This window comes from Cytobacillus firmus (assembly GCF_023715565.1).
Taxonomy (GTDB): domain Bacteria; phylum Bacillota; class Bacilli; order Bacillales; family Cytobacillaceae; genus Cytobacillus; species Cytobacillus firmus_C.
In genome coordinates this window covers 13,814-35,550 of sequence record NZ_JAMBOJ010000037.1, presented here as the reverse complement: position 1 = coordinate 35,550, position 21,737 = coordinate 13,814, and the positions used below count along the sequence as shown (strand labels likewise).

The 21,737-nt window shown below is 39.4% G+C and carries 26 protein-coding genes; 20 read left to right on the top strand and 6 right to left on the bottom strand.

Annotated elements, in window-relative coordinates:
* Nucleotides 1-315 precede the first annotated feature (315 nt).
* From spxA to pepF, 4 genes are all read left to right on the top strand, one after another.
* Nucleotides 316-711 (top strand): transcriptional regulator SpxA, encoded by a 396-nt coding sequence (spxA, locus tag M3205_RS15560; RefSeq protein WP_009331204.1) that lies wholly within the window; start codon nucleotides 316-318, stop codon nucleotides 709-711.
* 352 nt (nucleotides 712-1,063) lie between these two features.
* Complete coding sequence (gene mecA, locus M3205_RS15555; RefSeq protein WP_251170763.1) at nucleotides 1,064-1,729, top strand: adaptor protein MecA; 666 nt, start codon at nucleotides 1,064-1,066, stop codon at nucleotides 1,727-1,729.
* Between the two features lie 158 nt (nucleotides 1,730-1,887).
* The gene (locus M3205_RS15550) at nucleotides 1,888-3,078 is read left to right on the top strand and encodes a competence protein CoiA (RefSeq protein WP_251170762.1); all 1,191 of its coding nucleotides are present in this window, start codon (nucleotides 1,888-1,890) and stop codon (nucleotides 3,076-3,078) included.
* 122 nt (nucleotides 3,079-3,200) lie between these two features.
* Nucleotides 3,201-5,018, top strand: coding sequence for an oligoendopeptidase F (gene pepF / locus M3205_RS15545; RefSeq protein ID WP_251170761.1), 1,818 nt, complete (start codon nucleotides 3,201-3,203; stop codon nucleotides 5,016-5,018).
* Between the two features lie 517 nt (nucleotides 5,019-5,535).
* On the opposite strand, the gene M3205_RS15540 is transcribed toward pepF, so the two are convergent.
* The 4 genes from M3205_RS15540 to M3205_RS15525 all read right to left on the bottom strand — a co-directional run bounded on the left by M3205_RS15540 (nucleotide 5,536) and on the right by M3205_RS15525 (nucleotide 8,323).
* On the bottom strand, nucleotides 5,536-6,405 hold the full coding sequence (locus tag M3205_RS15540) for a ClpXP adapter SpxH family protein (RefSeq protein ID WP_251170774.1): 870 nt from the start codon (nucleotides 6,403-6,405) through the stop codon (nucleotides 5,536-5,538).
* Nucleotides 6,406-6,407: 2 nt separating this feature from the next.
* Nucleotides 6,408-6,812 carry a globin domain-containing protein gene (locus M3205_RS15535; protein WP_251170760.1) on the bottom strand — a complete coding sequence of 135 codons (405 nt, stop codon included), beginning with the start codon at nucleotides 6,810-6,812 and terminating at the stop codon, nucleotides 6,408-6,410.
* A 246-nt stretch (nucleotides 6,813-7,058) separates the two neighbouring features.
* Entirely contained in the window at nucleotides 7,059-7,700 is a 642-nt protein-coding gene (locus M3205_RS15530) for a lytic transglycosylase domain-containing protein (RefSeq protein WP_251170759.1), read from the bottom strand.
* A 38-nt stretch (nucleotides 7,701-7,738) separates the two neighbouring features.
* On the bottom strand, nucleotides 7,739-8,323 hold the full coding sequence (locus M3205_RS15525) for a CYTH domain-containing protein (RefSeq protein ID WP_251170758.1): 585 nt from the start codon (nucleotides 8,321-8,323) through the stop codon (nucleotides 7,739-7,741).
* 197 nt (nucleotides 8,324-8,520) lie between these two features.
* Here M3205_RS15525 and M3205_RS15520 point away from each other — a divergent pair, with 197 nt between their 5' ends.
* From M3205_RS15520 to M3205_RS15500, 5 genes are read left to right on the top strand one after another with little or no spacing between them, the layout of a single operon-like run.
* Nucleotides 8,521-8,898, top strand: coding sequence for a UPF0738 family protein (locus M3205_RS15520; protein ID WP_251170757.1), 378 nt, complete (start codon nucleotides 8,521-8,523; stop codon nucleotides 8,896-8,898).
* Nucleotides 8,899-8,929: 31 nt separating this feature from the next.
* Complete coding sequence (locus M3205_RS15515; protein ID WP_251170775.1) at nucleotides 8,930-9,070, top strand: hypothetical protein; 141 nt, start codon at nucleotides 8,930-8,932, stop codon at nucleotides 9,068-9,070.
* Complete coding sequence (gene yjbM / locus M3205_RS15510) at nucleotides 9,036-9,674, top strand: GTP diphosphokinase (RefSeq protein ID WP_311315737.1); 639 nt, start codon at nucleotides 9,036-9,038, stop codon at nucleotides 9,672-9,674. Before M3205_RS15515 ends, yjbM begins: the two co-directional genes overlap by 35 nt.
* A gap of 26 nt (nucleotides 9,675-9,700) precedes the next feature.
* A complete protein-coding gene (locus tag M3205_RS15505) occupies nucleotides 9,701-10,495 on the top strand; it encodes an NAD kinase (protein ID WP_009331194.1) in 795 nt (264 codons plus the stop codon).
* A gap of 39 nt (nucleotides 10,496-10,534) precedes the next feature.
* Nucleotides 10,535-11,419, top strand: a complete 885-nt coding sequence (locus M3205_RS15500; RefSeq protein ID WP_251170756.1) for an RluA family pseudouridine synthase — start codon at nucleotides 10,535-10,537, stop codon at nucleotides 11,417-11,419.
* A gap of 27 nt (nucleotides 11,420-11,446) precedes the next feature.
* Here the strand turns inward: M3205_RS15500 and prpE are convergent, their stop codons facing one another.
* Nucleotides 11,447-12,181, bottom strand: a complete 735-nt coding sequence (gene prpE, locus M3205_RS15495) for a bis(5'-nucleosyl)-tetraphosphatase PrpE (RefSeq protein ID WP_251170755.1) — start codon at nucleotides 12,179-12,181, stop codon at nucleotides 11,447-11,449.
* Between the two features lie 243 nt (nucleotides 12,182-12,424).
* Here prpE and mgtE point away from each other — a divergent pair, with 243 nt between their 5' ends.
* From mgtE to M3205_RS15475, 4 genes are all read left to right on the top strand, one after another.
* Nucleotides 12,425-13,804 (top strand): magnesium transporter, encoded by a 1,380-nt coding sequence (gene mgtE, locus M3205_RS15490; protein WP_251170754.1) that lies wholly within the window; start codon nucleotides 12,425-12,427, stop codon nucleotides 13,802-13,804.
* 12 nt (nucleotides 13,805-13,816) lie between these two features.
* Nucleotides 13,817-15,676 carry a monovalent cation:proton antiporter family protein gene (locus M3205_RS15485; RefSeq protein ID WP_251170753.1) on the top strand — a complete coding sequence of 620 codons (1,860 nt, stop codon included), beginning with the start codon at nucleotides 13,817-13,819 and terminating at the stop codon, nucleotides 15,674-15,676.
* Between the two features lie 140 nt (nucleotides 15,677-15,816).
* Nucleotides 15,817-16,587 (top strand): enoyl-ACP reductase FabI, encoded by a 771-nt coding sequence (fabI, locus tag M3205_RS15480; RefSeq protein WP_251170752.1) that lies wholly within the window; start codon nucleotides 15,817-15,819, stop codon nucleotides 16,585-16,587.
* A 113-nt stretch (nucleotides 16,588-16,700) separates the two neighbouring features.
* Nucleotides 16,701-17,237 carry a CotO family spore coat protein gene (locus M3205_RS15475; protein WP_251170751.1) on the top strand — a complete coding sequence of 179 codons (537 nt, stop codon included), beginning with the start codon at nucleotides 16,701-16,703 and terminating at the stop codon, nucleotides 17,235-17,237.
* Nucleotides 17,238-17,296: 59 nt separating this feature from the next.
* Here M3205_RS15475 and M3205_RS15470 read toward each other — a convergent pair whose 3' ends face one another.
* On the bottom strand, nucleotides 17,297-17,800 hold the full coding sequence (locus M3205_RS15470; RefSeq protein ID WP_251170750.1) for a CotY/CotZ family spore coat protein: 504 nt from the start codon (nucleotides 17,798-17,800) through the stop codon (nucleotides 17,297-17,299).
* 131 nt (nucleotides 17,801-17,931) lie between these two features.
* On the opposite strand from M3205_RS15470, the gene M3205_RS15465 reads away from it, so the two are divergent.
* The 7 genes from M3205_RS15465 (at nucleotide 17,932) to spoVIF (ending at nucleotide 21,712) form a co-directional block, all read left to right on the top strand.
* On the top strand, nucleotides 17,932-18,285 hold the full coding sequence (locus tag M3205_RS15465; RefSeq protein ID WP_251170749.1) for a DUF1360 domain-containing protein: 354 nt from the start codon (nucleotides 17,932-17,934) through the stop codon (nucleotides 18,283-18,285).
* A gap of 336 nt (nucleotides 18,286-18,621) precedes the next feature.
* A complete protein-coding gene (locus tag M3205_RS15460) occupies nucleotides 18,622-19,095 on the top strand; it encodes a YhcN/YlaJ family sporulation lipoprotein (protein ID WP_251170748.1) in 474 nt (157 codons plus the stop codon).
* 14 nt (nucleotides 19,096-19,109) lie between these two features.
* Nucleotides 19,110-19,583 (top strand): stage V sporulation protein AC, encoded by a 474-nt coding sequence (spoVAC, locus tag M3205_RS15455; RefSeq protein ID WP_251170747.1) that lies wholly within the window; start codon nucleotides 19,110-19,112, stop codon nucleotides 19,581-19,583.
* Entirely contained in the window at nucleotides 19,583-20,596 is a 1,014-nt protein-coding gene (spoVAD, locus tag M3205_RS15450; protein ID WP_251170746.1) for a stage V sporulation protein AD, read from the top strand. Before spoVAC ends, spoVAD begins: the two co-directional genes overlap by 1 nt.
* Before the next feature lie 13 nt (nucleotides 20,597-20,609).
* Nucleotides 20,610-20,966, top strand: coding sequence for a stage V sporulation protein AE (gene spoVAE, locus M3205_RS15445; protein WP_035327302.1), 357 nt, complete (start codon nucleotides 20,610-20,612; stop codon nucleotides 20,964-20,966).
* A gap of 160 nt (nucleotides 20,967-21,126) precedes the next feature.
* Nucleotides 21,127-21,240, top strand: coding sequence for a YjcZ family sporulation protein (locus M3205_RS15440; protein WP_019381501.1), 114 nt, complete (start codon nucleotides 21,127-21,129; stop codon nucleotides 21,238-21,240).
* A 217-nt stretch (nucleotides 21,241-21,457) separates the two neighbouring features.
* The gene (gene spoVIF, locus M3205_RS15435) at nucleotides 21,458-21,712 is read left to right on the top strand and encodes a sporulation-specific transcription regulator SpoVIF (protein ID WP_251170745.1); all 255 of its coding nucleotides are present in this window, start codon (nucleotides 21,458-21,460) and stop codon (nucleotides 21,710-21,712) included.
* Nucleotides 21,713-21,737: the final 25 nt, after the last annotated feature.

Genomic DNA, 21,737 nt, shown 5'->3' with positions numbered 1-21,737 from the left:
CCTTAAGGTAGTCTTAAGAAACTTTATGGAAGGAATTATAACAAAAAACATATAAAAAAATGAAACTTTTTGCTTGTTCATTCGTCTTATTAAGTAGATTCTAATTCTCAATCCGTTTGTTTAATGAATGTTTAATACTTTTATCATATTTATAAAAAGTTATACCAAAGAGATATTGTTTAGTGTATAATAAATAATATAAATTCCTTGATTAAAGTTATTTTAATCTAGAATACTCTAGAAATATTTGATTAAACAAATATAATCTCTGATAGTTTCATATATGTCTAAATTTAAGGAGTGTGAATTTGTAAAATGGTCACATTATACACTTCACCAAGTTGTACATCCTGCAGGAAAGCTAAATCATGGTTGGAAGAGCATGAAATTGCCTATAAAGAACGAAATATTTTTTCAGAACCTCTATCGATTGATGAAATCAAAGAAATTCTTCGAATGACTGAAGATGGAACAGATGAAATTATTTCAACTCGCTCGAAGACATTCCAAAAGCTTGATGTAAACCTTGAATCAATGCCTCTCCAAGATTTATTTGAGCTAATCAAGGAAAACCCTGGGCTGCTTCGACGTCCAATCATCCTTGATGAAAAACGTTTGCAAGTTGGATATAATGAGGACGAAATAAGACGTTTCCTTCCAAGAAAAGTTCGTACTTACCAGTTGCGTGAAGCACAGCGTATGGTTAATTAACCAATATACTTAAAATTGAGTGGCCTTCTTTCTGTGTAACAGAAGAAGGTCTTTTTGTCTTTTGTGTGAAAAAGAAAAAGGAAAATGGATATAATAAGAGAATATTTAGATATGCCATTGAGAAAAGAAGGACCAACAGGGATAATATAGGCATTTAACGGTTTTTTTAAACATATGACTTTTTAATTCCCTTTATGCTCAATTTGTCATAAAATAAAAGTACAAGGTACAAAATACATTTTACCTTCAATTTAATCGGGGATTAACCAATTGATTTACGGGTAAATGGATAACACATGACTGCTGGGGGTATTTAGTCCCTTCATTCATAGCCAGAAGGGAGAGTTGCTGCATGGAAATCGAACGTATTAATGATCATACCGTTAAATTTTATATTTCTTATCTTGATATAGAAGAAAGAGGCTTTGACCGTGAAGAGATTTGGTACAATCGTGAGCGGAGTGAGGAACTCTTTTGGGAAATGATGGATGAGGTCCATCAGGAGGAAGAATTTCTTGTTGAAGGTCCTTTATGGATCCAGGTTCAAGCGTTGGATAAGGGTTTGGAGGTTCTTGTAACAAAAGCTCAGCTATCAAAGGATGGTCAAAAGTTTGAGCTTCCTGTCCCGGATGAAAAAGTGAAAGATTTGCCTGTGGACGAACATATAGAGGAAATGCTTGATCATCATTTCCGTAAATCCGATGATGACAATGATAACGGATATGAAGGAGATCTTGAGTTTCTATTAACATTTAAAGATTTTGAAGACATTATTTCATTATCAAAGCGGTCAATTCTTGATTCCGTTACTACGAGGCTATATTCCTTTGAAGGGAAATACTATTTGTTCGCAGAATTCCCTGAAGAGCTCTTTGAAGAGGATGACATAGATAACATGCTGAGTATTCTTCTTGAATACGGGCACGAAACAAGTACAACTATTCACCGTGTAATGGAATATGGTAAATTGATTATTGAAAATGATGTTTTTGAAATTCTGCGAAAACATTTTAAATAGTAAGGAAAAGCCGACTTCATTATGAAATCGGCTTTTTTGTACGTGAACTGCCTTTTAAATATAAGATTAGCATAGAAAAATCTTGTAAGAGAATCCATCAGATAAAAAGGAAATTAGCCATTAATAATAGAACAATTAAGGAGGAAGGAGATGATCATTTGTTAGTTGCCTCAACAGTTAATGGAGTGCGAATAAGCCTTATAGGTTCACACAGCATCCCAGTTCTACAGCAGTACAGGGAAAATCACAACTTTTACTGCCCGGAATGCAAAGAGAAAGTGATCATGAAAATCGGTAAGAAAAGAATCCCGCATTTTAGCCACAGTAAGGGTTCTGAATGTCAGCAAAGGTATGAAAGGGAATCAGAATACCATATGTCCGGAAAGGTGCTATTGTTTCAATGGCTAAAGAAAAAAGGTCTAAATCCAATTCTGGAACCATATTATCCGGAAATTTCACAGCGGCCCGATATTAGTGTCCATTATGAAGGTGTTCATTATGCTCTTGAATATCAATGTTCAAGTATTTCGGAGGAGTTATTTGTAAAGCGGACAGAAGCCTATCTTAAGTCAGATATCGTTCCAATTTGGATACTGGCAGGGAAAAGTATTAAGCGTACGGGAAAAACAAAAATAACTTTATCTGGTTTTCAATACCTATTTCTTCGGCAAGCAGCTTCAGGTCATTGGGTAATCTTATCTTTTTGCCCCACTACAAAGTCTTTTATTAATATCCACCATATCCACCCCCTTACAGTCAGAAATGCCTTCGCGCACTATGATGTAAAACCAATCTTCCAGGCAAATCCATCTATATTATTTAATCCATATTTTAAAGATGATTTTTATTTAGAAGAATGGAAAAGAGAAGTTCGGAAAATAAAGAATTCCCTTTCACAAAATAGCAGTGCTATTAGAAATAACTTTCTTCGGGATTTATACTCCCGCTCAATTGCTCCTGCATTTCTCCCGCCTGAAATTGGCCTTCCTGTACGTTATTCTCCATATATAGAAACCTCACCTATACAGTGGCAGAGTTATTTGTTTATGGATATTATCGGCATAGAGGGGCACTTCTCGCTTCAGCAGGTGATTGGAGCCTTTCGCAACAGGGTAAAGTATAACGATATCAAAATAAGGTCAATCCCACTCGTTCAAACAGGCTCCGAAATCCATGCGATTAAAGAATATCTTAATGTCCTAATCAACTTAAACATTGTTAAACAAGTAGAAAAAGGTTTATATAAAAAAACAGAAATAACCGGTGAGCCTGATCATTACTCCCATTTAATCCAGATAGAGGACGATTTTTATAGAGGCATCATTCAAAGAAATTTGCAAGGAAAATAAATGAAAAATATTATTTAACATAAAATAATCAAAGACTTCCACTTTTGCTCTTTAAAAAAGCAGGAATTTTTTTCTTCAAAGAGAAGATAGTGTAATGGGACTTTTGAATGGAGGATGAATGTATGACTAATGAAACAACTGTAAAGAAACTGCCGGCAAGGAATGAGATTTCACCTGAAGATACTTGGCGTTTGGAGGATATATTCTCTTCTGATGATGAATGGAACAAGGAATACAGTGAGGTACAGAAGCTGATTCCTGATGCAGGTAAGTATCAGGGGAGGCTCGGGGAAAGTGCTGAAACATTATATTCAGCTCTTCAGTTCCAGGATCATTTACTTTCGCGCCTTGGGAAGCTTTATACATATGCCCATATGCGTTATGACCAGGATACAACAAATTCATTTTATCAGGGAATGGATGACAAAATTAAGAACTTGTATTCTGAAGCTGCTAGTGCGCTTGCCTATATTGTTCCTGAGCTGCTCGCTGAAGATGAAGAGAAGATTGCAGGCTTTTTGAAGGAAAAAACCGAGCTGCAATTATATAAACATTCGCTGGAGGAAATTAATCTTCAAAGGCCTCATGTATTATCTGCTGAGCAGGAATCCCTGCTGGCTCAGGCTTCCGAGGTGCTTGGGGCTTCCAATAATACCTTTGGCATGCTGAATAATGCTGATTTGGAATTTCCGTCCATTAAAGATGAAAATGGGGAAGAAGTTGAAATTACTCACGGACGATTCATCCGTTTTCTTGAAAGTGATGAGCAGCGTGTCCGGCATGATGCCTTCAAAGCTGTATATGAAACTTATGGGAAGTTTCGCAATACATTTGCAAGTACTCTAAGTGGAAATGTAAAGAAAGATAATTTCAACGCAAAGATCAGGAATTATGATTCCGCACGCCATGCTGCCCTTTCTGCGGACAATATTCCTGAAAGTGTTTATGAAAATCTGGTCAATACTATTAACGATAACCTGCATTTGCTGCATCGCTATGTCAAACTCCGCAAGAAGGTTCTTGGGGTTGAGGAGCTTCATATGTACGATCTCTACACTCCTTTAGTAAAAGAAGTAAAAATGGAGATACCTTATAATGAAGCAAAAGATATGATTCTAAAAGGATTAAAGCCGCTTGGTGAAGACTATTTAAATATTTTAAAAGAGGGTTTTGAAAATAGATGGGTGGATGTTCATGAGAATAAAGGCAAAAGGAGCGGAGCTTATTCTTCGGGAACATATGGCACAAACCCTTATATACTAATGAACTGGCAGGATAATGTGAACAACTTATTTACTCTTGCTCATGAATTTGGGCATTCGGTTCACAGCTATTACACAAGAAAGCATCAGCCATACCCTTATGGAAACTATTCAATTTTTGTTGCAGAGGTTGCCTCTACTTGTAATGAAGCCCTTTTAAACAATTATCTGCTAAAAACAATTGATGATGATAAGAAGCGGCTGTATTTGCTGAACCACTATCTTGAAGGCTTTAGAGGCACTGTTTTCCGTCAGACCATGTTTGCAGAATTTGAACATCTAATTCACCAAAAGGCGCAAAACAATGAAGCCCTTACTGCTGATTCATTGACTAAAGAATATTATGAACTTAATAAGAAGTATTTTGGGGATGAAGATATCATAATTGATGAGGAAATCGGCCTGGAATGGTCCAGAATCCCGCATTTCTACTATAATTATTATGTTTATCAATATGCCACAGGCTTCAGTGCGGCTACGGCATTAAGCAAGCAAATCCTCCAGGAAGGCCAGCCTGCAGTTGACAGATATATTGAGTTCCTGAAATCCGGGAGCTCGGACTACCCAATTGAAGTGCTGAAGAAAGCCGGTGTAGATATGACGAGCAGCAAGCCGATTGAAGATGCCTGCAAAGTATTTGAAGAAAAGCTTAATGAAATGGAAAAATTGCTTTCTTAACAGGAAAGGTGCCAGGCTAAATTGCCAGGCACCTTTTTTGATGTTCAAAACCCCTTAAATCTCCTTCGGTCATTCAAATATAAACATAAGATCAGAAGTGAAATAAAGAGAATAGGCGACGTGATGAAAAGGGGGATAAGTTTCATAAGGCCAAAAATATTCAAAATAAAGGAGACTAAAATGAGCATCAGCATCAGAAATACAGGCAGCTTTTTCATATTGCAGTCTCCTCCTGGGGCATTGTTACAACTATTTTATGCGGTTGTCCAGAGTGTCATGACATGATTTTGACAATATTGTGAAAAGGAGCACAAACTAATTGCCTTGTTCATTTTCTTCATGATATAGTACAGATGTGAAGTTGATCACATGCAAGCATTTACCCCTTTTGTTTGGACGTGAGAAATTTCTCCCATCCCCTTTGTTCGTAAAAAAATAAACTGTGAAAGAGCCGTGCATAGGACTGCATGGTTTTTTCATGAAAAAATAAAGCTGTGCAGTCTGCACAGCTTTGAGCTTACCCGGAATATCTCCAGAAATTACCGTATTTAGCAGGTACATATTCAGCGATTTGCTTTAACTGAAGCTTTTTCATTTCCTTGTTCACTTCACTGTCTGTCATATCGTATACTACGGCTATCTCCTTACTTGCCACCAGCTTAAAATATTTCAAGAAATATTCCAGAGGAGGAAGAGGAGCACGCTCAGGTTTAGCAGGCAGCATTTCTTCCAAAATCTGTTCATAAATTTCATAAGGATAATACCCGGTTACTTTGATGCCTTCCTCTTCTATGTTTTCATTGAAAAAGACAAGTGTTGGTATTTCTTGAACATCCATTTCAGAAGTTATTTTTAAATCACATTGAAAAGCTTTGGCTGCACTATCCGAGTGAATATCAGAAACAAATTCTACTACATCAAGACCGACTTCCTTAGCACAATCCTTTAGAACCTCAAAATTTGACACATTCTGCTTTTCAAGAAATAAAACTTCCTGGAGCTTGCGTAAAAATCTGATGCCAGCTTTTCTCCCCTGTAATTCAGCCGCTTTAATTGCAACTGAAGCCAAATGTGGGGAAGAAATAGGATTCTCGAACCAGAGGTTTCCATCACATGACATTCCAGAACGGCTTGCTGTCTTTTCCCACAAATCCGCAATGTTTTCGTAGTTTTGTCTTTTCCCCATATTTAAAGTTGCCAGCCTGCCGCTTAATACATGCTTTATAGAGAAATAGCGGCCATATTCAATCAGAAGTTTTTTTAAGGTTGGCTCCAGTGCCCAGCATTCAGGGCAAAGTGGGTCAACAAACATGTAGACTTCTATGGGTTTTTTTTCACTGCCATAGCAATGTGGTGACGTGAACTTGATTTCATTGGATTCTGGCATATTCACGGGCTATCACCTTTCACTCCGGTCTCAGGTGTATTGATCATATGCTGAGCAGTAAGCACAAGCCTGGAGAAAAAGTCTTCCCTCAATTGTCCATCCAGCCCGATATGGTCCATCGCTTCATTCATGCATGAAAGCCAGGCCTTTGCCCGGGATTCTGTTATAGGAAAAGGAATGTGCCGCGCACGAAGCATAGGATGGCCATGTTCTGAAGTATATAAAGGAGGTCCTCCTAAATACTGAGTCATAAATTGTTTTTGTTTTCTGGCTGTCTCTGTCAGGTCATCTGGAAAAATAGGAACGAGATCAGGATGTTGTCCTACGCGCAGGTAAAAAGCGTCAATTAGCTGGTGAAGCTTTTCCTCACCAATAGCGTCGAAGGGAGTGTGCATTTTCTCGGCCATATTTAAAACTCCTTTTTATGAGTTAATCATTGTAAAAAAACTACCTATTTAATATCAATTGCTGTAATCTCTTTATATTTTATCAATGAGGGGTTTATATCTCAAACAAATAGCTTACTGTACCCTTTAACGTCTCCTTTGCAAGCTTATTTTTTTAGTATGGATTAAGCCGATGATGTCAATCCGGAACATTTGGTGAAAAAACATAAAAAAGCCGCCCGGTATATCGGGCGGCCGTTCTGAAGCTTAAGCCATAAATGAAGTGGTAACTTTTTTTATGTAATTTAGGGTTTCTTTAAAAGGCGGTATCCCCTTGTATTTATCTACATTTCCAGGTCCGGCATTATAGGCTGCCAGTGCAAGTTCTACATTATCACCATATCTGTCCATCATTTGCCGTAAATATTTGACTCCTGCAAAAATGTTTTCTGCAGGGTCGAAGATATTATTAACACCAAGCCCCCTGGCTGTTTCCGGCATTAGCTGCATCAAGCCGGAAGCACCTGCATGACTGACGGCATTCGGATTAAAATTTGATTCCTGCTTAATGACTGACTTAATCAGATTTACAGGCACATTAAACTGATCTGATGCTTTTTGAATCAGATCATCAAAATCACTTTTTGAGGATTCGGCTAACTTGGTTAGCTTAACTGGCGGTAGAGAAGCCGCTGCAGGAGATGCGGTTTGTAAAGCACTAACATAAGCCTTTAAAGACGCAATTGAGCCTAGTCCGCCGGTGGTTTGAAGTGATGAATCAGTGTTTTCCGAAACTATCCCTGCAAGCAGCTCTTGAAACAGAGGGTTAGAAGTATTTGTTTGTTTAGAGTTATTGAAGCCTTGCAGTGCCTGCAGTTCCATCAATAGTTTTAGTTGATCTATGTTCATTGTATTGCTCCTTGGCAAAAGGCTCAGTTTCTATTAGCCTATTGCTGTCTGTATTTTTCGTTATAAAACCTCTTAATTTTATTTTCGGTCTTCCTGACAGGAATGTTAAGTTGCTGAAGTAAATTAAGAAAAACCATTTGTCCTTCTTTCCGATCATCTACTTCAAATTCTAATTCGAAATCTTCCTTATTTAAATATCTGCTGTGATCAAGAACAGCCAACCCTTTATTGTATTCTTTTTCTGCACGTTTTGTTGTGAGAGTGCCATAGTATTGAAGGGTATCTGTCTTTATGCCAAGCTCTTCTAAGGATTCTTTAATCTGTTCCGTAGGGATTTTCCCTGTCTGAATCATCTCTGCTGCTTCAGATTCAGAAAGATCTTCATTAGTCTCCAGCAGCCCATCAGGGTGGGGCTGTTTTAGAGTCAATTCAAACGAGCCGTTTTTTTGCCTGATCCTTAAGGCACTTCCTTGTTCCTTCAAGAAAAAATCAGGTGTATCAAAATAATGATTCTCCTGTTCGGAAAAATCTTCACTTCTTATATTGAAAAAATTCATTAAAGCGGTAAATTCATCTCTGGTGATCATGTTTTTAAATTCGATTTCAATATTTTTATTAGACAAGCTTCACACCTCAGCTATAAGAAATTATCTGTATTATCTCCTTATTAAGCATGGACTTCAATCCTTTGAAGAGTTTTTTAAGTTTGTGATAAATTCATTCAGGGGAGTTTGGTTCCTGCGGCTTTAAAAATTGCAGCTGGGGTTTTACTGTCCATAAAATCTGCGATAGAATAGTTAATGACAATGGAGGTAGAAAAATGAAACAGAAACTTACAATTGTAAATGCAGAATGGGTAGGAAATGAATTAATCTTGGGAATAGAGTCTAGGACCGTTTCAGGCTTAACCGCTATGCAGCAAGTATTAGCTGATTCCGATAATCTTTCATTTATTTATATAGCAGAGAAAAACGATGACTATACATATATCTCCCTTCCGGAAACAGTCTGGCCGGAATTAAAAAAGGCACTTGATGGCCGTCTGCCGGTTTATGCTTCTGACACTAATCAAGCTCGCCTTGAGCTTGCAGGATTTCATGAGGAATTAGGAGACTTAATAGAAAATATCCGCGGGAACAGCAATTATGGAGATGAAATGGTAGAAAAAGTCGAGAATGTATTCCAGTTAAATGTTTAAGCGGCTTAATACTCGGATATAGAGATACGCTATGTATTTGTACAGAGATTTATTTGCTGATTTACAGGAGCATGTAAGCACCTGCGAGCAGGTGCAGTTGCCGTCTTTTTTATTTCGGATATTTGGTGGTGTTGCAGGTGAAGCATTGGGACTTATTTTTGGCGCCATATAAGCAGGCGGTAGAAGAGTTGAAAATTAAGCTAAAAGGCATGAGAAGTCAATTTGAAATGGATTCTTCCCATTCTCCGATTGAATTTGTTACCGGAAGGGTAAAGCCAATTGCCAGCATTCTGGATAAAGCAAATCAAAAAGCCATTCCACTCGACAGATTGGAATCAGAAATGCAGGATATTGCCGGTGTAAGAATGATGTGCCAATTTGTTGATGATATTAAGAGAGTGGTTGAACTATTAAGACAAAGAAATGACTTTGAAATCGTAGAAGAAAGAGATTATATATCTCATAAAAAAGCAAGCGGTTACCGCTCATACCATGTCGTGATCCGCTATCCTGTACAGACTATCAATGGAGAAAAGAAAATCCTCGCAGAGATTCAGATCAGAACTCTTGCTATGAACTTCTGGGCCACGGTGGAACACTCCCTGAATTATAAATATAAGGGCCAATTCCCTGAAGATATTCAGATGCGGCTCCAGAGGGCGGCAGAGGCTGCTTTTAGGCTGGATGAAGAAATGTCACTCATTCGCGGTGAAATCCAGGATGCCCAGGCATTCTTTACAAGAAAAAAAGAAAAACAGCAAAAGGGAGAAAACTAACAGTATAAAAGAGGAGCTTGGATAAGATGAAATTTGCCATTACCTCAAAAGGAGATTCAAAATCTAATACACTCATGCACAAAATGAGAACCTATTTATTGGATTTCGAGCTTACATATGATGAAGAAGAGCCTGATATAGTCATATCGGTAGGCGGGGATGGCACTTTACTCTATGCCTTTCACCGATACAGCAGCCGCCTGGATAAGACAGCCTTTGTAGGAATACACACAGGCCATCTTGGCTTTTATGCAGACTGGGTTCCGGAGGAAATCGAAAAGCTTGTCATTGCAATTGCAAAAACCCCGTATCAGGTAATTGAATATCCGCTCCTTGAAGTGATTATCCGCTACCAGCATGGCGGTAAAGAGACCCGTTATCTTGCATTAAATGAATCTACGGTCAAGGCTGTTGAAGGTACTTTAGTTATGGATGTGGAAATTCGAGGACAGCATTTTGAACGGTTCCGTGGAGATGGCCTGTGTGTTTCTACACCATCAGGAAGCACAGCATATAACAAAGCGCTTGGAGGGGCAATTCTGCACCCATCTTTGCCTGCCATCCAGCTTGCTGAAATGGCTTCCATTAATAATAAGGTATTCCGTACAGTGGGCTCGCCTCTCGTATTGCCGGCTCACCATACATGTATGCTGAAGCCGGTGAATGAACCGGATTTTCAAATTACTATTGATCATTTGACACTTCTTCATAAAGATGTAAAATCAATTCAATTCAGAGTGGCAGATGAAAAGATCCGCTTTGCGAGGTTCAGGCCATTTCCATTCTGGAAAAGGGTCCACGATTCGTTTGTTGCTGATTGAAGAAAAGTCATCATCTGACAGAACAGGAGCCTACAGCTCATGGCGCATTTTGAATTACAATGGAAAATTACAGCCCGGGATGCGGGCTTGTTAATCAGAGAATTTTTAAAAGACAATCATATTTCTAAAACTGCCCTGACAGATATAAAATTTGCCGGCGGATTTATTCAGGTGAATAATCAGGAAGTCAATGTCCGCTATGTGTTAAGAGAAGGTGATGTTCTTCAGGTTGGTTTCCCTGAAGAAGTTCCAAGTGCAGGCATGAAGGGGGAAGACTTGCCCCTGGATATTCTTTATGAAGATGATTATCTTCTTGTAGTAAACAAACCGGCAGGTATGAACACTATTCCGTCGAGAGAACATCCTTCCGGAAGCCTGGCTAATCGGCTGATAGGATATTATAAGCGGATCGGTTTAAAGGCTGCAGCCCATATTGTGACACGTCTGGACAGAGACACGTCTGGCCTGGTTCTGATTGCTAAAAACAGGCATGTACATCATTTGTTTAGCGAACAGCAGCGCTCACGAAAAATCCATCGCATGTATGACGCCTTTGCTGGAGGCTCAATCTGCCCGGATGCGGGAACAATAGAACAGCCGATTGCGCGAAAGAAAGACAGTATCATTGAGCGGGAAGTCAGTGAGGATGGTCAATACGCATGTACACATTATCAGGTCATCAGCCGGAATAATGAATTTACGCATCTAAAACTGAAACTTGATACGGGCAGAACTCATCAGATAAGAGTTCATTTGGCCTGGCTTGGTTACCCCCTTGCAGGTGACGAATTATATGGTGGAACAAGACAATTCATCAAGAGGCAGGCACTGCACTGCTGTAGCCTTTCCTTCGAACATCCAATCCTGCACGAAACCCTTAAATTTGAACAACAGCTTCCTGAAGACATGAATTGCCTTTTATAAAAGCCGGCCTTTGCCGGCCTTTTTTAGTCACATCTTCCTGAATTTCTCTTCCGCATAAGGCATGCGTGACTGGACAGATTGAAATTGCATTTCCGGATATCTAAGCGCGGTTAATTTATTGCCAAATACAGCACCAGTATCAATATTATATGTGTTATTTACGCTCTTTACTTCCTTAATGGGAGTATGGCCATAGACGATTACAGCATCACCCTGATACTCGCTTGCCCAATCACGTCTTACAGGTGTGCCGTCAGGATTTTTTTCTCCTGTAATATCACCATACAGAACAAAGGTTTTTACTTTTGAAGAATGTTTCCCAATATAGTCTTCCTTAATACCAGCATGGGCTATAACCAGGTTGTTATTATCGATTACACGGTATAGAGGTGCGTTTTCATATAACTCTATAAATTTCTGTCTGACCTCATTTTGTGCTTTGGGAGACAGCTGCTCAAATTCAGCGACAGTCGTTTCAAGTCCATGTGTAATTTGCACTTTATTCCCTAAAAAGAAGCGGTAAAGTTTATTGCAATGGTTGCCCGGGACATAGTATCCCAAGTTGTTTGCTGCAAGGTTATACACTGCATCAATGACTGCAAGGGACTGTGGGCCTCTGTCAGTAAGGTCTCCCACAAATGCAAGTTTTCTGCCGCTTGGATGAACAGGAAATCCATTTTTCCAGCTATAGTCCAGTTTTAAAGTCAACTCTTTAAATTCAGCAAAGCAGCCGTGGATATCACCGATAATATCTAGTTTCATTTTAAAGCTCCCTTTAAAGTTCTACTGTTATCATATCAATTTTCATAATAATTATCATAACTCATTATTTTTTAGCAGCATATAAAGCCATGACGATTGTAAAGTCCGGGGAATGGGGAAATTAAATTTACAAATTGCTCAGAGACGACAAAAAAACAAAGTTTTGCTAGTATAGGGAAGTACATTTTCCTGTTATCCAACAGAGTATGGATGGCTTAATGGAATGAGAGGAGGTTAACTGATATGGAAGGTCATACAGAGGAAAAATCAGGTTCCCACATCAATGCCAGTCTTTTAATCCAATCTTTACAAAATGAAGAAATTGATATCTTCAGAAATGAATTTCTTGATATGCACCCATATGATCAGGCTTCATTTTTTAAAGATCTGGATGAAGACATTCGTGCGAAAATTTATCTTTATCTATCTCCGGAAGAAATGGCCGCTCTTTTTGAAAATCTGGAAATTGAAGAAGAAGATTATAAAGACGTTCTTGCTGAGATGAATCCCCATTATGCAGCAGATATGCTTTCAGAAATGTATGCCGATGATGCCGTCGATGTTTTAAACGAACTGGATAAAGACCAGGTTGTCAGCTATTTAACCATTATGGATGATGAGTCGGCAAAAGAAATTAAGGATTTACTTCATTACGAAGAATATACAGCAGGAAGTATTATGACAACCGAATTTGTCTCTCTATCAGCCATTCAGACGGTTCGTTCTGCTATGTATATTTTAAAGAATGAAGCGCCTAGGGCCGAAACCATTTATTATGTGTACGTTGTAAATGACGAAAAAAAACTTATAGGCGTCATTTCATTAAGGGATTTAATAGTAAGTGATGATGACACGATGATTTCAGAAATCACCAATGACAGAGTAGTTTCCGTATCTGTGGGTGAAGACCAGGAAGAAGTTGCAAGAAAAATTAAGGATTATAACTTCCTGGCTGTTCCGGTTGTCGATTTTCAAAATCACTTGCTGGGCATTATAACCGTTGATGATGTTATGGATGTCATGGAAGAAGAGGCATCTGATGATTACTCCAAATTAGCTGCTGTATCGGATATGGATCATATTGACCGGAATCCGGTTTCTGCTGCGCGAAAAAGGCTTCCATGGCTTATTATCCTGCTGTTTTTGGGTATGTTAACTGCAAGCCTGATCGGAAGGTTTGAGAAAACATTGGATAAGGTGGCCATACTGGCTGTTTTCATCCCTCTTATTGCAGGGATGGCTGGAAATACCGGGACACAGGCATTGGCCGTTGCTGTCCGGGGAATTGCTACAGGAGACCTTGAGAAAGAAAGCAAATGGAAACTGGTGATAAGGGAAGCAGGAACCGGCTTAATTAACGGCAGCATTTGCGGTATTCTTGTTACATTCATTGTTTACTTCTGGAAAGGGAATTTTTTTCTGGGCGTTTTAGTTGGCGTTTCAATATTGTTTACATTGATCGTAGCCACCCTTGCAGGAGCCCTGATCCCTTTAATAATGCACAGGATGAAAATTGATCCGGCTGTAGCGTCAGGTCCATTTATTACAACCATCAATGATCTAATCAGTATTTTAATTTATTTTGGAATGGCGACATTATTTATGAGTTATTTAACAGGTTAAGGGGGTTATTTTATGGAACATGGGGCATCTGTTGCATCTCTTGTCATTGTTATTATAGCTGCTTTTCTAACACCAATATTACTGCACCGGCTGAAAATTAATTTTATTCCGGTAGTGGTGGCAGAAATTCTTATTGGTTTAATTATCGGAAAAAGCGGCTTTGATATCGTCCATGAGGATATGTGGCTTGAAACTCTTTCAACACTTGGATTTATATTTTTAATGTTCCTGAGCGGACTTGAGATTGACTTTACAGCTTTTTCTTCTTCAAAGAAAAGAGAAAAGCTGCCGAGCGGTAAACTCGAGCCAAATTCATTTGCAGTTTCTTCAATTGTTTTTATAGGAATATTCTTTGTATCATTAGGACTATCGTATTTATTTGTCTGGGCAGGATTCATTGATAATGCCTTTTTAATGACTCTAATTATTTCCACCATCTCTTTGGGAGTTGTAGTTCCGACTCTTAAGGAAGCACACTTGATGAAAACAGGGATTGGCCAAATTATTCTTTTAATCGCAGTTATTGCAGATTTGGCAACAATGATCTTACTGGCGGTATTTGTATCTCTAAATGACAAAGGCGGAGGAAATACATGGCTCCTTCTCATCTTATTTGGTGTAGGCGTATTGCTGTATTTCCTCGGAAGAAGATTTAAGAACCTTAATTTTCTTGAGGCGATGTCGACAGGGACCGTTCAGATTGGAACACGAGCAGTATTTGCACTAATTATTTTCCTTGTGGCATTATCAGAAACAGTCGGGGCTGAGAATATACTGGGTGCATTCCTTGCCGGGGTTCTTGTATCGCTGCTGGCGCCAAATCAGGAAATGATCCATAAGCTGGATTCTTTTGGCTACGGGTTCCTTATACCGATTTTCTTTGTAATGGTTGGGGTTGGGCTGGACGTATGGACTTTGTTCGGAGATCCGAAGATGCTTATGCTTATACCATTGCTGCTGATTGCTCTGCTGCTGTCAAAGCTTATACCGATTTATATCTTGAAAAGATGGTATGACATTAAGACGGTTATTGCCTCAGGTTTCTTGTTGACATCAACTCTTTCCCTTGTTATCGCTGCAGCAACAATAGGCGAAAGAATGGGTGTTATAACTGCCGAAATGAGCGGCACATTAATTTTAGTTGCTGTCATAACAAGTATATTCACACCTGTTGTCTTTAAAAAGCTATTTCCTCAGGAAACTGCTGAGGAGAAGAAGCTTAAAGTATCCTTTATTGGTGCAAACCAAATGACTATGCCTATCTATAATGAGCTTAAGTCATCCCTTTACGAGCCGTCTTTATATCATAAGAAGCAGGAAAAGGCGGAAAAGCAGATAGCGGACTCGTTGTTCGATATCATTGAAGTGAATGATTTTGATATTGAGAATTTCGAAGGCACAGAGGCTTTTGAATCGGATATTGTTGTAATCTCCACAGGAGATGAAGAGACAAATGCTACATTATCCATTGCTTTTAAAGATAAGGGAGTGGACCGGGTTATTTGCCGGATGGAAAGCCCTGATATGGAAGAAACGCTTCGGGAGCATAACATTGAATTGTTTTCAACTATTCTTTCCTCTAAGGCTCTGCTTCGTGCATTAATCGAGTCACCAAGCGTGGTGAACATATTAACGAACCAGGAGACGGCTCTATATGAAATTCGATTAAAGAATGAGCAGTTTGAAGGCATGATGCTTCGGAGATTCCCGTTTACAGGGGATGTGATTTTCGTCCGGATATTTAGAGGGAAGGATTCCATTGTTCCTCACGGAGATACTGAACTGCATGTCAATGACCGCTTGATTGTTACTGGATCTAAGGAATATGTTGATGAATTAAAACGGGAACTTGAATTTTGTGAATGGTGTTAGGGTCTGAGTGACTTCAACCTGCCGAAAAAAATCCTTCAAAAGACAACAGGATTTTTTTCGGCTTTTCTTTTGCGCAAAATTGATGTACAATTAGTACTAGGTACTAATAACATGTGATAATAACTCAGGGGGATTTAATAATGACTCTTTCTTTAAATGGAAAAACATTCGTCGTAATGGGTGTAGCTAATAAAAGAAGCATTGCATGGGGAATAGCCAAATCCCTTCATGATGCCGGTGCCCGTTTAATCTTTACATATGCGGGAGAAAGACTGGAGAAAAGTGTTCGTGAATTGGCTGAATCATTGGAGGATGCACATTCATTAGTGCTTCCGTGTGATGTAACAAGTGATGAGGACATTGCTAAATGTTTCAGCACAATTAAAGAAGAAGCTGGCGAAATTCATGGGATTGCCCATTGCATCGCCTTTGCCCATAAGGAAGAACTTCAGGGAGAGTACCTGAACACAACTAGAGACGGATTCCTGTTGGCTCATAATATAAGCTCTTATTCCTTGACTGCCGTTGCAAAGGAAGCGAGAGGATTAATGGCAGAAGGCGGAAGTATTGTCACTCTCACATACCTTGGCGGAGAAAAGGTTGTGAAGAATTATAATGTTATGGGTGTAGCAAAGGCTTCCCTTGATGCAAGTGTCAAATATTTGGCTAATGACCTTGGGAAAGATGGAATTCGGGTTAATTCCATTTCAGCCGGCCCAATCAGGACTCTTTCTGCTAAAGGAATAAGCGAATTTAATGCTATCCTTAAAGAAATTGAAGAAAAAGCACCGCTCCGCAAAACCACGACTCCTGAAGAAGTAGGAGATACTGCTTTATTTTTATTCAGCAGCCTGTCCAGAGGAATAACAGGTGAAAATATTCACGTTGATTCCGGTTACCATATCCTTTAATAGAATTTGTCCGCTCCGATGTGAGCGGGCTTTTTTTATTTCATCAGAAACGAAAGCCCACTTTCTGCATACATATAATACGACGAACCATATTGATTGAGGAGGTGTGCATAGTGACTGAAAAAAGAGAAAAAGAACCCTTATTCTATATACAACAGCCGAATTTTCAAATTCCTGAAAACAGGATGCAAACGATCTATTCCAGCAGAAAAGCAGAAAAGGAACGAAAACAAAATGAAAACGTGCTTGATTCTGCAGTCCCTAAAGAGGTACAAAAAGCTCCGGAAGAAAAAATCGAAAATACCGCAGGGCAAATAGAGGTGCAGGAAGTTATTGAAGAGTTTGAATCCGGGAGAGAGGAGAAAAAAGGTGCATCCTATGCTTTTACGACTGAAAAAAGGAAACCATCTTTCAATCGTGTAAAAAGTTTTAAGGAAATGAACACACTTGAACGCCTGGATTATTTAATTGATTTTCCAAAACAGCTTCCGCCCATACCATGCATTTTTGAAACAGGGGAAAAGGCCATAAGGGGTTTTTTGGTTTCAAAACATGAAGATTGGATTGAAATAAAGTTATTTGATGAACGAATTGAGAAATTAAATCTACAATCATTAAATGCAGTCAAAATGATCGGCTTAAGAAGATAACATGAGATCAGCAGGCCGGCAAAAAATAGCCAGCCGAATGTTCGGCTGGCTTCTTTTATTTAGTCTTCGCAAATATCCAGGTCAACATCTGCAATACACTGAACAGCGCAGAAGCATGTTAAATCAACTGTTACGCAATCATTTGTACTGCGGAAGTAGTCAACTTCACAAACCTTTTTCAAGTCGATGCAGCAGTCATCAACAAGGTTTACTGTTGTGTCCGGACCAGGTTTTCTGTTAATTGGCTCAAGAACACGAAGCACTGCACAGCAGTTATCAAATACTTCTTCTACTCTAAAGAAGATTGATACACAAGCACAGTCATTTCCTGTAAAGAATGCATGGAATGGTGACCCATCTGCTGTTTTTAGTGTGAATACTCGTGTATCCGGGCGCTTATGGCGCTTTCTGTTTGAAGGTGAAATCGCTCCAAGCGGCTCCAGGAAACAGTTTGAAGGGCATTCGCACGTATCATCTGCATTATCTTGAATATCTTTTATAGCACGAAGTACTTCACATACACAGCTTTTGCCTTTGAAGTCGTCTTTTTTTCCACAACCCATTTTTGTTTTCCTCCTTGTTTGTTTCTTGTGGTCTACACTACTAACATATTGCCGAAGTGCCCTATGGGTTACGGACAAACGCCTTGTTTTTTCAAAAAATAGGCTATTTTTTTATAATAGAGGTGAAAAAGATGGACATAACACCTATGGAGCTGCTGATTTTAGCTCTTGCTTCCTTCAGGTTGACCAGACTGATTGTATTTGATAAAATTACCGAATTTTTGCGCAGGCCTTTCTTGGAAGATGTGGAAGAGAAAAATGAAAATGGCGATATAGAAGTTTATTGGGTAGTAAGAGCAGGAAGAGTCCGGAGCTTTTTTGGGGAGCTATTAAGCTGTTATTGGTGCACTGGTGTGTGGAGCTCCATATTTTTATATGCCTCCTATTACTTTTATGCGTCTTTTGCGGCCCCGGTGCTGCTTATCTTAGCAGTTGCCGGACTTGCGGCTATTTTAGAAACTCTTGTGCAAAAACTGATTGATTAGAATCATCTATTTGTATATTCTTTAGGCGTTTGTTTAACACAAGCTCCTGAGGCTCCGCATAAATTATTCAGAGGAAAATTTTTGTTAATGGAGGGCCTCATCAATGATTAACAAGGATAAAGATCAGCCAATGGAAAAACCTCAGCCGGTCAAGAAGAAAAAGAAAAAGAAAAAGGGGTGCGGCTGCGGAAAAAAATAATAAAAGATTTGAAGCCGGTTTTCCGGCTATTTTTTTTGGGGATATTTCTGGTAAAAATAGGATGGATATTAATGTTCATAAATCCAAAGCATTATGAGGACAATATAATTAAAGATTCTACATAGGAAGGGACTAATATGAAGAAAAGACTCCTAATAATGAATGCTATTTCCATGATCTTATTATCTGGATGCAGTGGTGATGGTAAAGTGACGGACAGCGACCTTGCACTCCTCAAAACGACCCACCCACCTGCAGTATTAATTGATAAGAATACAAAGGAAAATTTAGATTTAGTCCAAAGCATTGAGTATGACGTTGAAAAAATGAAAGAACTTTATGATGTTGCTGTAGTTAAAAGCAATGGGGATACACTAGTTGCTTATAAAGTGAAGCATTTGCAGCGATTCCACATGAAAAAGATTGAAAAAAAGATGACAAAAATGCTTGAAGAAAAATACCCGGATGAAAACTTTATTGTTTCTAGCGACTATAAAATCTTTATAGAAGCAGTAGAACTTCAGGAAAAAATGAAGGATCCCAAGTTTACAGACAAAGAGGCTAAAAAGAAGCTTGATAAAATCATTAAACTTAAAAATGAAATGACATAGAAGGGAGCATGGGTATGAGTAATAAGGCAAATAAAACACCGGAACAGATGAAATATGAGAAACTTGAGCAAAAGCATGAGCTTAAACGCCCGGTCCTGAAAAATTGTATTCGTGCTTTCTGGGTGGGAGGTCTTATCTGTACAGTTGGACAGGCAGTAACGTATTTTTATATCTATTTCTTTAATTTCACCGAACAGACAGCCGGTAATCCAACTGTTGCTACTATGATTTTTATTTCCATGCTGCTGACAGGCTTTGGAGTATATGACCGTTTAGGTCAGTTCGCGGGAGCAGGCAGTGCCGTTCCGGTAACAGGCTTTGGGAATGCTGTCATTTCAGCTGCTATTGAGCATAGAACGGAAGGCTTTGTTCTGGGTGTAGGCGGGAACATGTTCAAGCTGGCTGGATCAGTTATACTTTTTGGCGTATTTTCTGCTTTTGTTGTAGCCCTTATAAAGACGCTATTAACTATTTGGGGGGTTATTTAATGCTGAAGGGAAAACAATCCTGGGTTTTTCAGAATCTCCCTGTCATTGCATCAGCCGGTGTTTCAGGAGGGCCTTTTGAGGCAAATGGCAATCTGTCAGAGGACTTTGATGTTCTCCATGATGATTTATGGATGGGAGAAGATTCTTATGAGAAAGCACACAGGGTCCTCATGGAAGAGGCGGGGCAAACGGCCTTAAATAAGGCAAATGTTCAAAAGGAAGATGTTCAGTTTTATATTGCAGGAGATTTAATTAATCAAATCACTCCCTCAAGTTTAAGTGCAAGAACTATTCAAATCCCATATTTTGGAGTTTTTGGAGCCTGTTCAACTTCGATGGAAGGACTTGCTCTGGCATCGTTCATTGTCAATTACCATGGGGCTGATCACGTTTTGACAGGTGCTTCCAGTCATAATGCCGCTGTTGAAAAGCAATTTAGATATCCCACAGAGTACGGTGGCCAAAAGCCTCCAACAGCCCAATGGACAGTAACTGGTGCAGGTGCGGCTCTGGTATCCGCGAAAGCAGATGGCCCCAATTTGCCGGTTACAACATCTGCCACAATCGGCAAGGTAATCGACATGGGCCTGACAGATCCTTTTAATATGGGCGGGGCAATGGCGCCAGCTGCAGCAGATACCATTACGGCACACTTTAAAGATATGCAGCTCGATCCATCGCACTATGATCTGATTGTTACAGGGGATCTGGGAAGAATTGGCCAGGAAACCACTTATGAGCTGCTCCAAAATAATGGCTTGAAAATAGATAGAGAGAAATTTAAAGATTGCGGATTAATGATATATAAAGAAGATCAGCCAGTCCAATCAGGAGGGAGCGGTGCAGGGTGCTCGGCTGCTGTTCTTTACGGTCATCTATTGAATCAAATGAAGCAAGGGGCATACAGAAGAATCCTTGTGGTCGCAACAGGTGCGCTATTATCCCCTTTGACATTCCAGCAGAGTGAAAGTATTCCCTGTATTGCCCATGCTGTTTCTATCGAAATGACTTAGAGGAGGAGTTTATATGCTGCCTATGTTTTTCTGGGCGTTTGTAATTGGAGGCTTATTCTGTGTTTTTGGCCAAATAATGTTTGATGTTTTTAAGCTGACACCTGGCCATACATTAAGTCTTCTAGTGGTAATAGGAGCTGTTCTGGACGGTGTAGGGCTTTATGAGCCACTTGCAGATTTTGCAGGAGCTGGCGCGACTATACCGATAACCAGCTTTGGAAATTCCCTTGTCCATGGAGCCCTTCAGGAAGCAGATCAGCATGGGCTTGTCGGCGTATTGACCGGAATGTTCGAAGTTACCAGTTCCGGTATTTCAGCCGCAATTATTTTCGGTTTTATCGGTGCATTAATTTTCAAGCCGAAAGGCTAAATGACTATAGGGAAATATACAGGGACCGCACTATAGGGAATATGAACAAGCCCCTTATCCATTTCTGATGAATAAACCAAGCCTCTAATGGGAGCTTGCCCATACATCATGGTTCTATATCACATATTGTGTAGGGAGAAATCCAAGTGAGGTGAGAGGCATGGGCTATGGCTACGGAGGCTGCGGATATGGCGGGGGCTATGGAAATACATTTGTTTTAATCGTCGTCCTTTTCATTTTACTCATTATCGTTGGAGCAAGTTTCTACAACTAGATTGTAAAGAGCTGACTCAGAACCGGCAGCAGGTTTTGTGTCGGCTTTTTTGCATATAATGTACATAAAGTGAACTTCAATCAGTGGGGGTCTAGACCCACAGGAAGCAGGAGTACTACTGCTGGTTTAGACTGCGATAAATAATTAATACATTTCACGTTTTCCGCCCAGCTTCATAAGATATAAAGGAGTAAATGAAGGAGCGTGATTGAGCAGGATGGATAACAACTTTTTTAAGAACCTCGAAAAGAAAACAGGCGTAAATATGAAGGATGTATTTGAACTGGCCGGCTCATTGCAGAATGCAAATTTCAAAGATGAAAAAACAGTGAGAAATGTCATCAAGAGAGTTTCGCAAATTGCAAATAAACCCGTTTCAAAAGAGATGGAAGATAAGATTGTAAAATCGATCGTTGCTGATGGAAAACAGCTTGATTTTAATACAATTTCCCAGATGATGAATAAAAAATAACAGAAGGGCCTGGCCGGATTAAAGC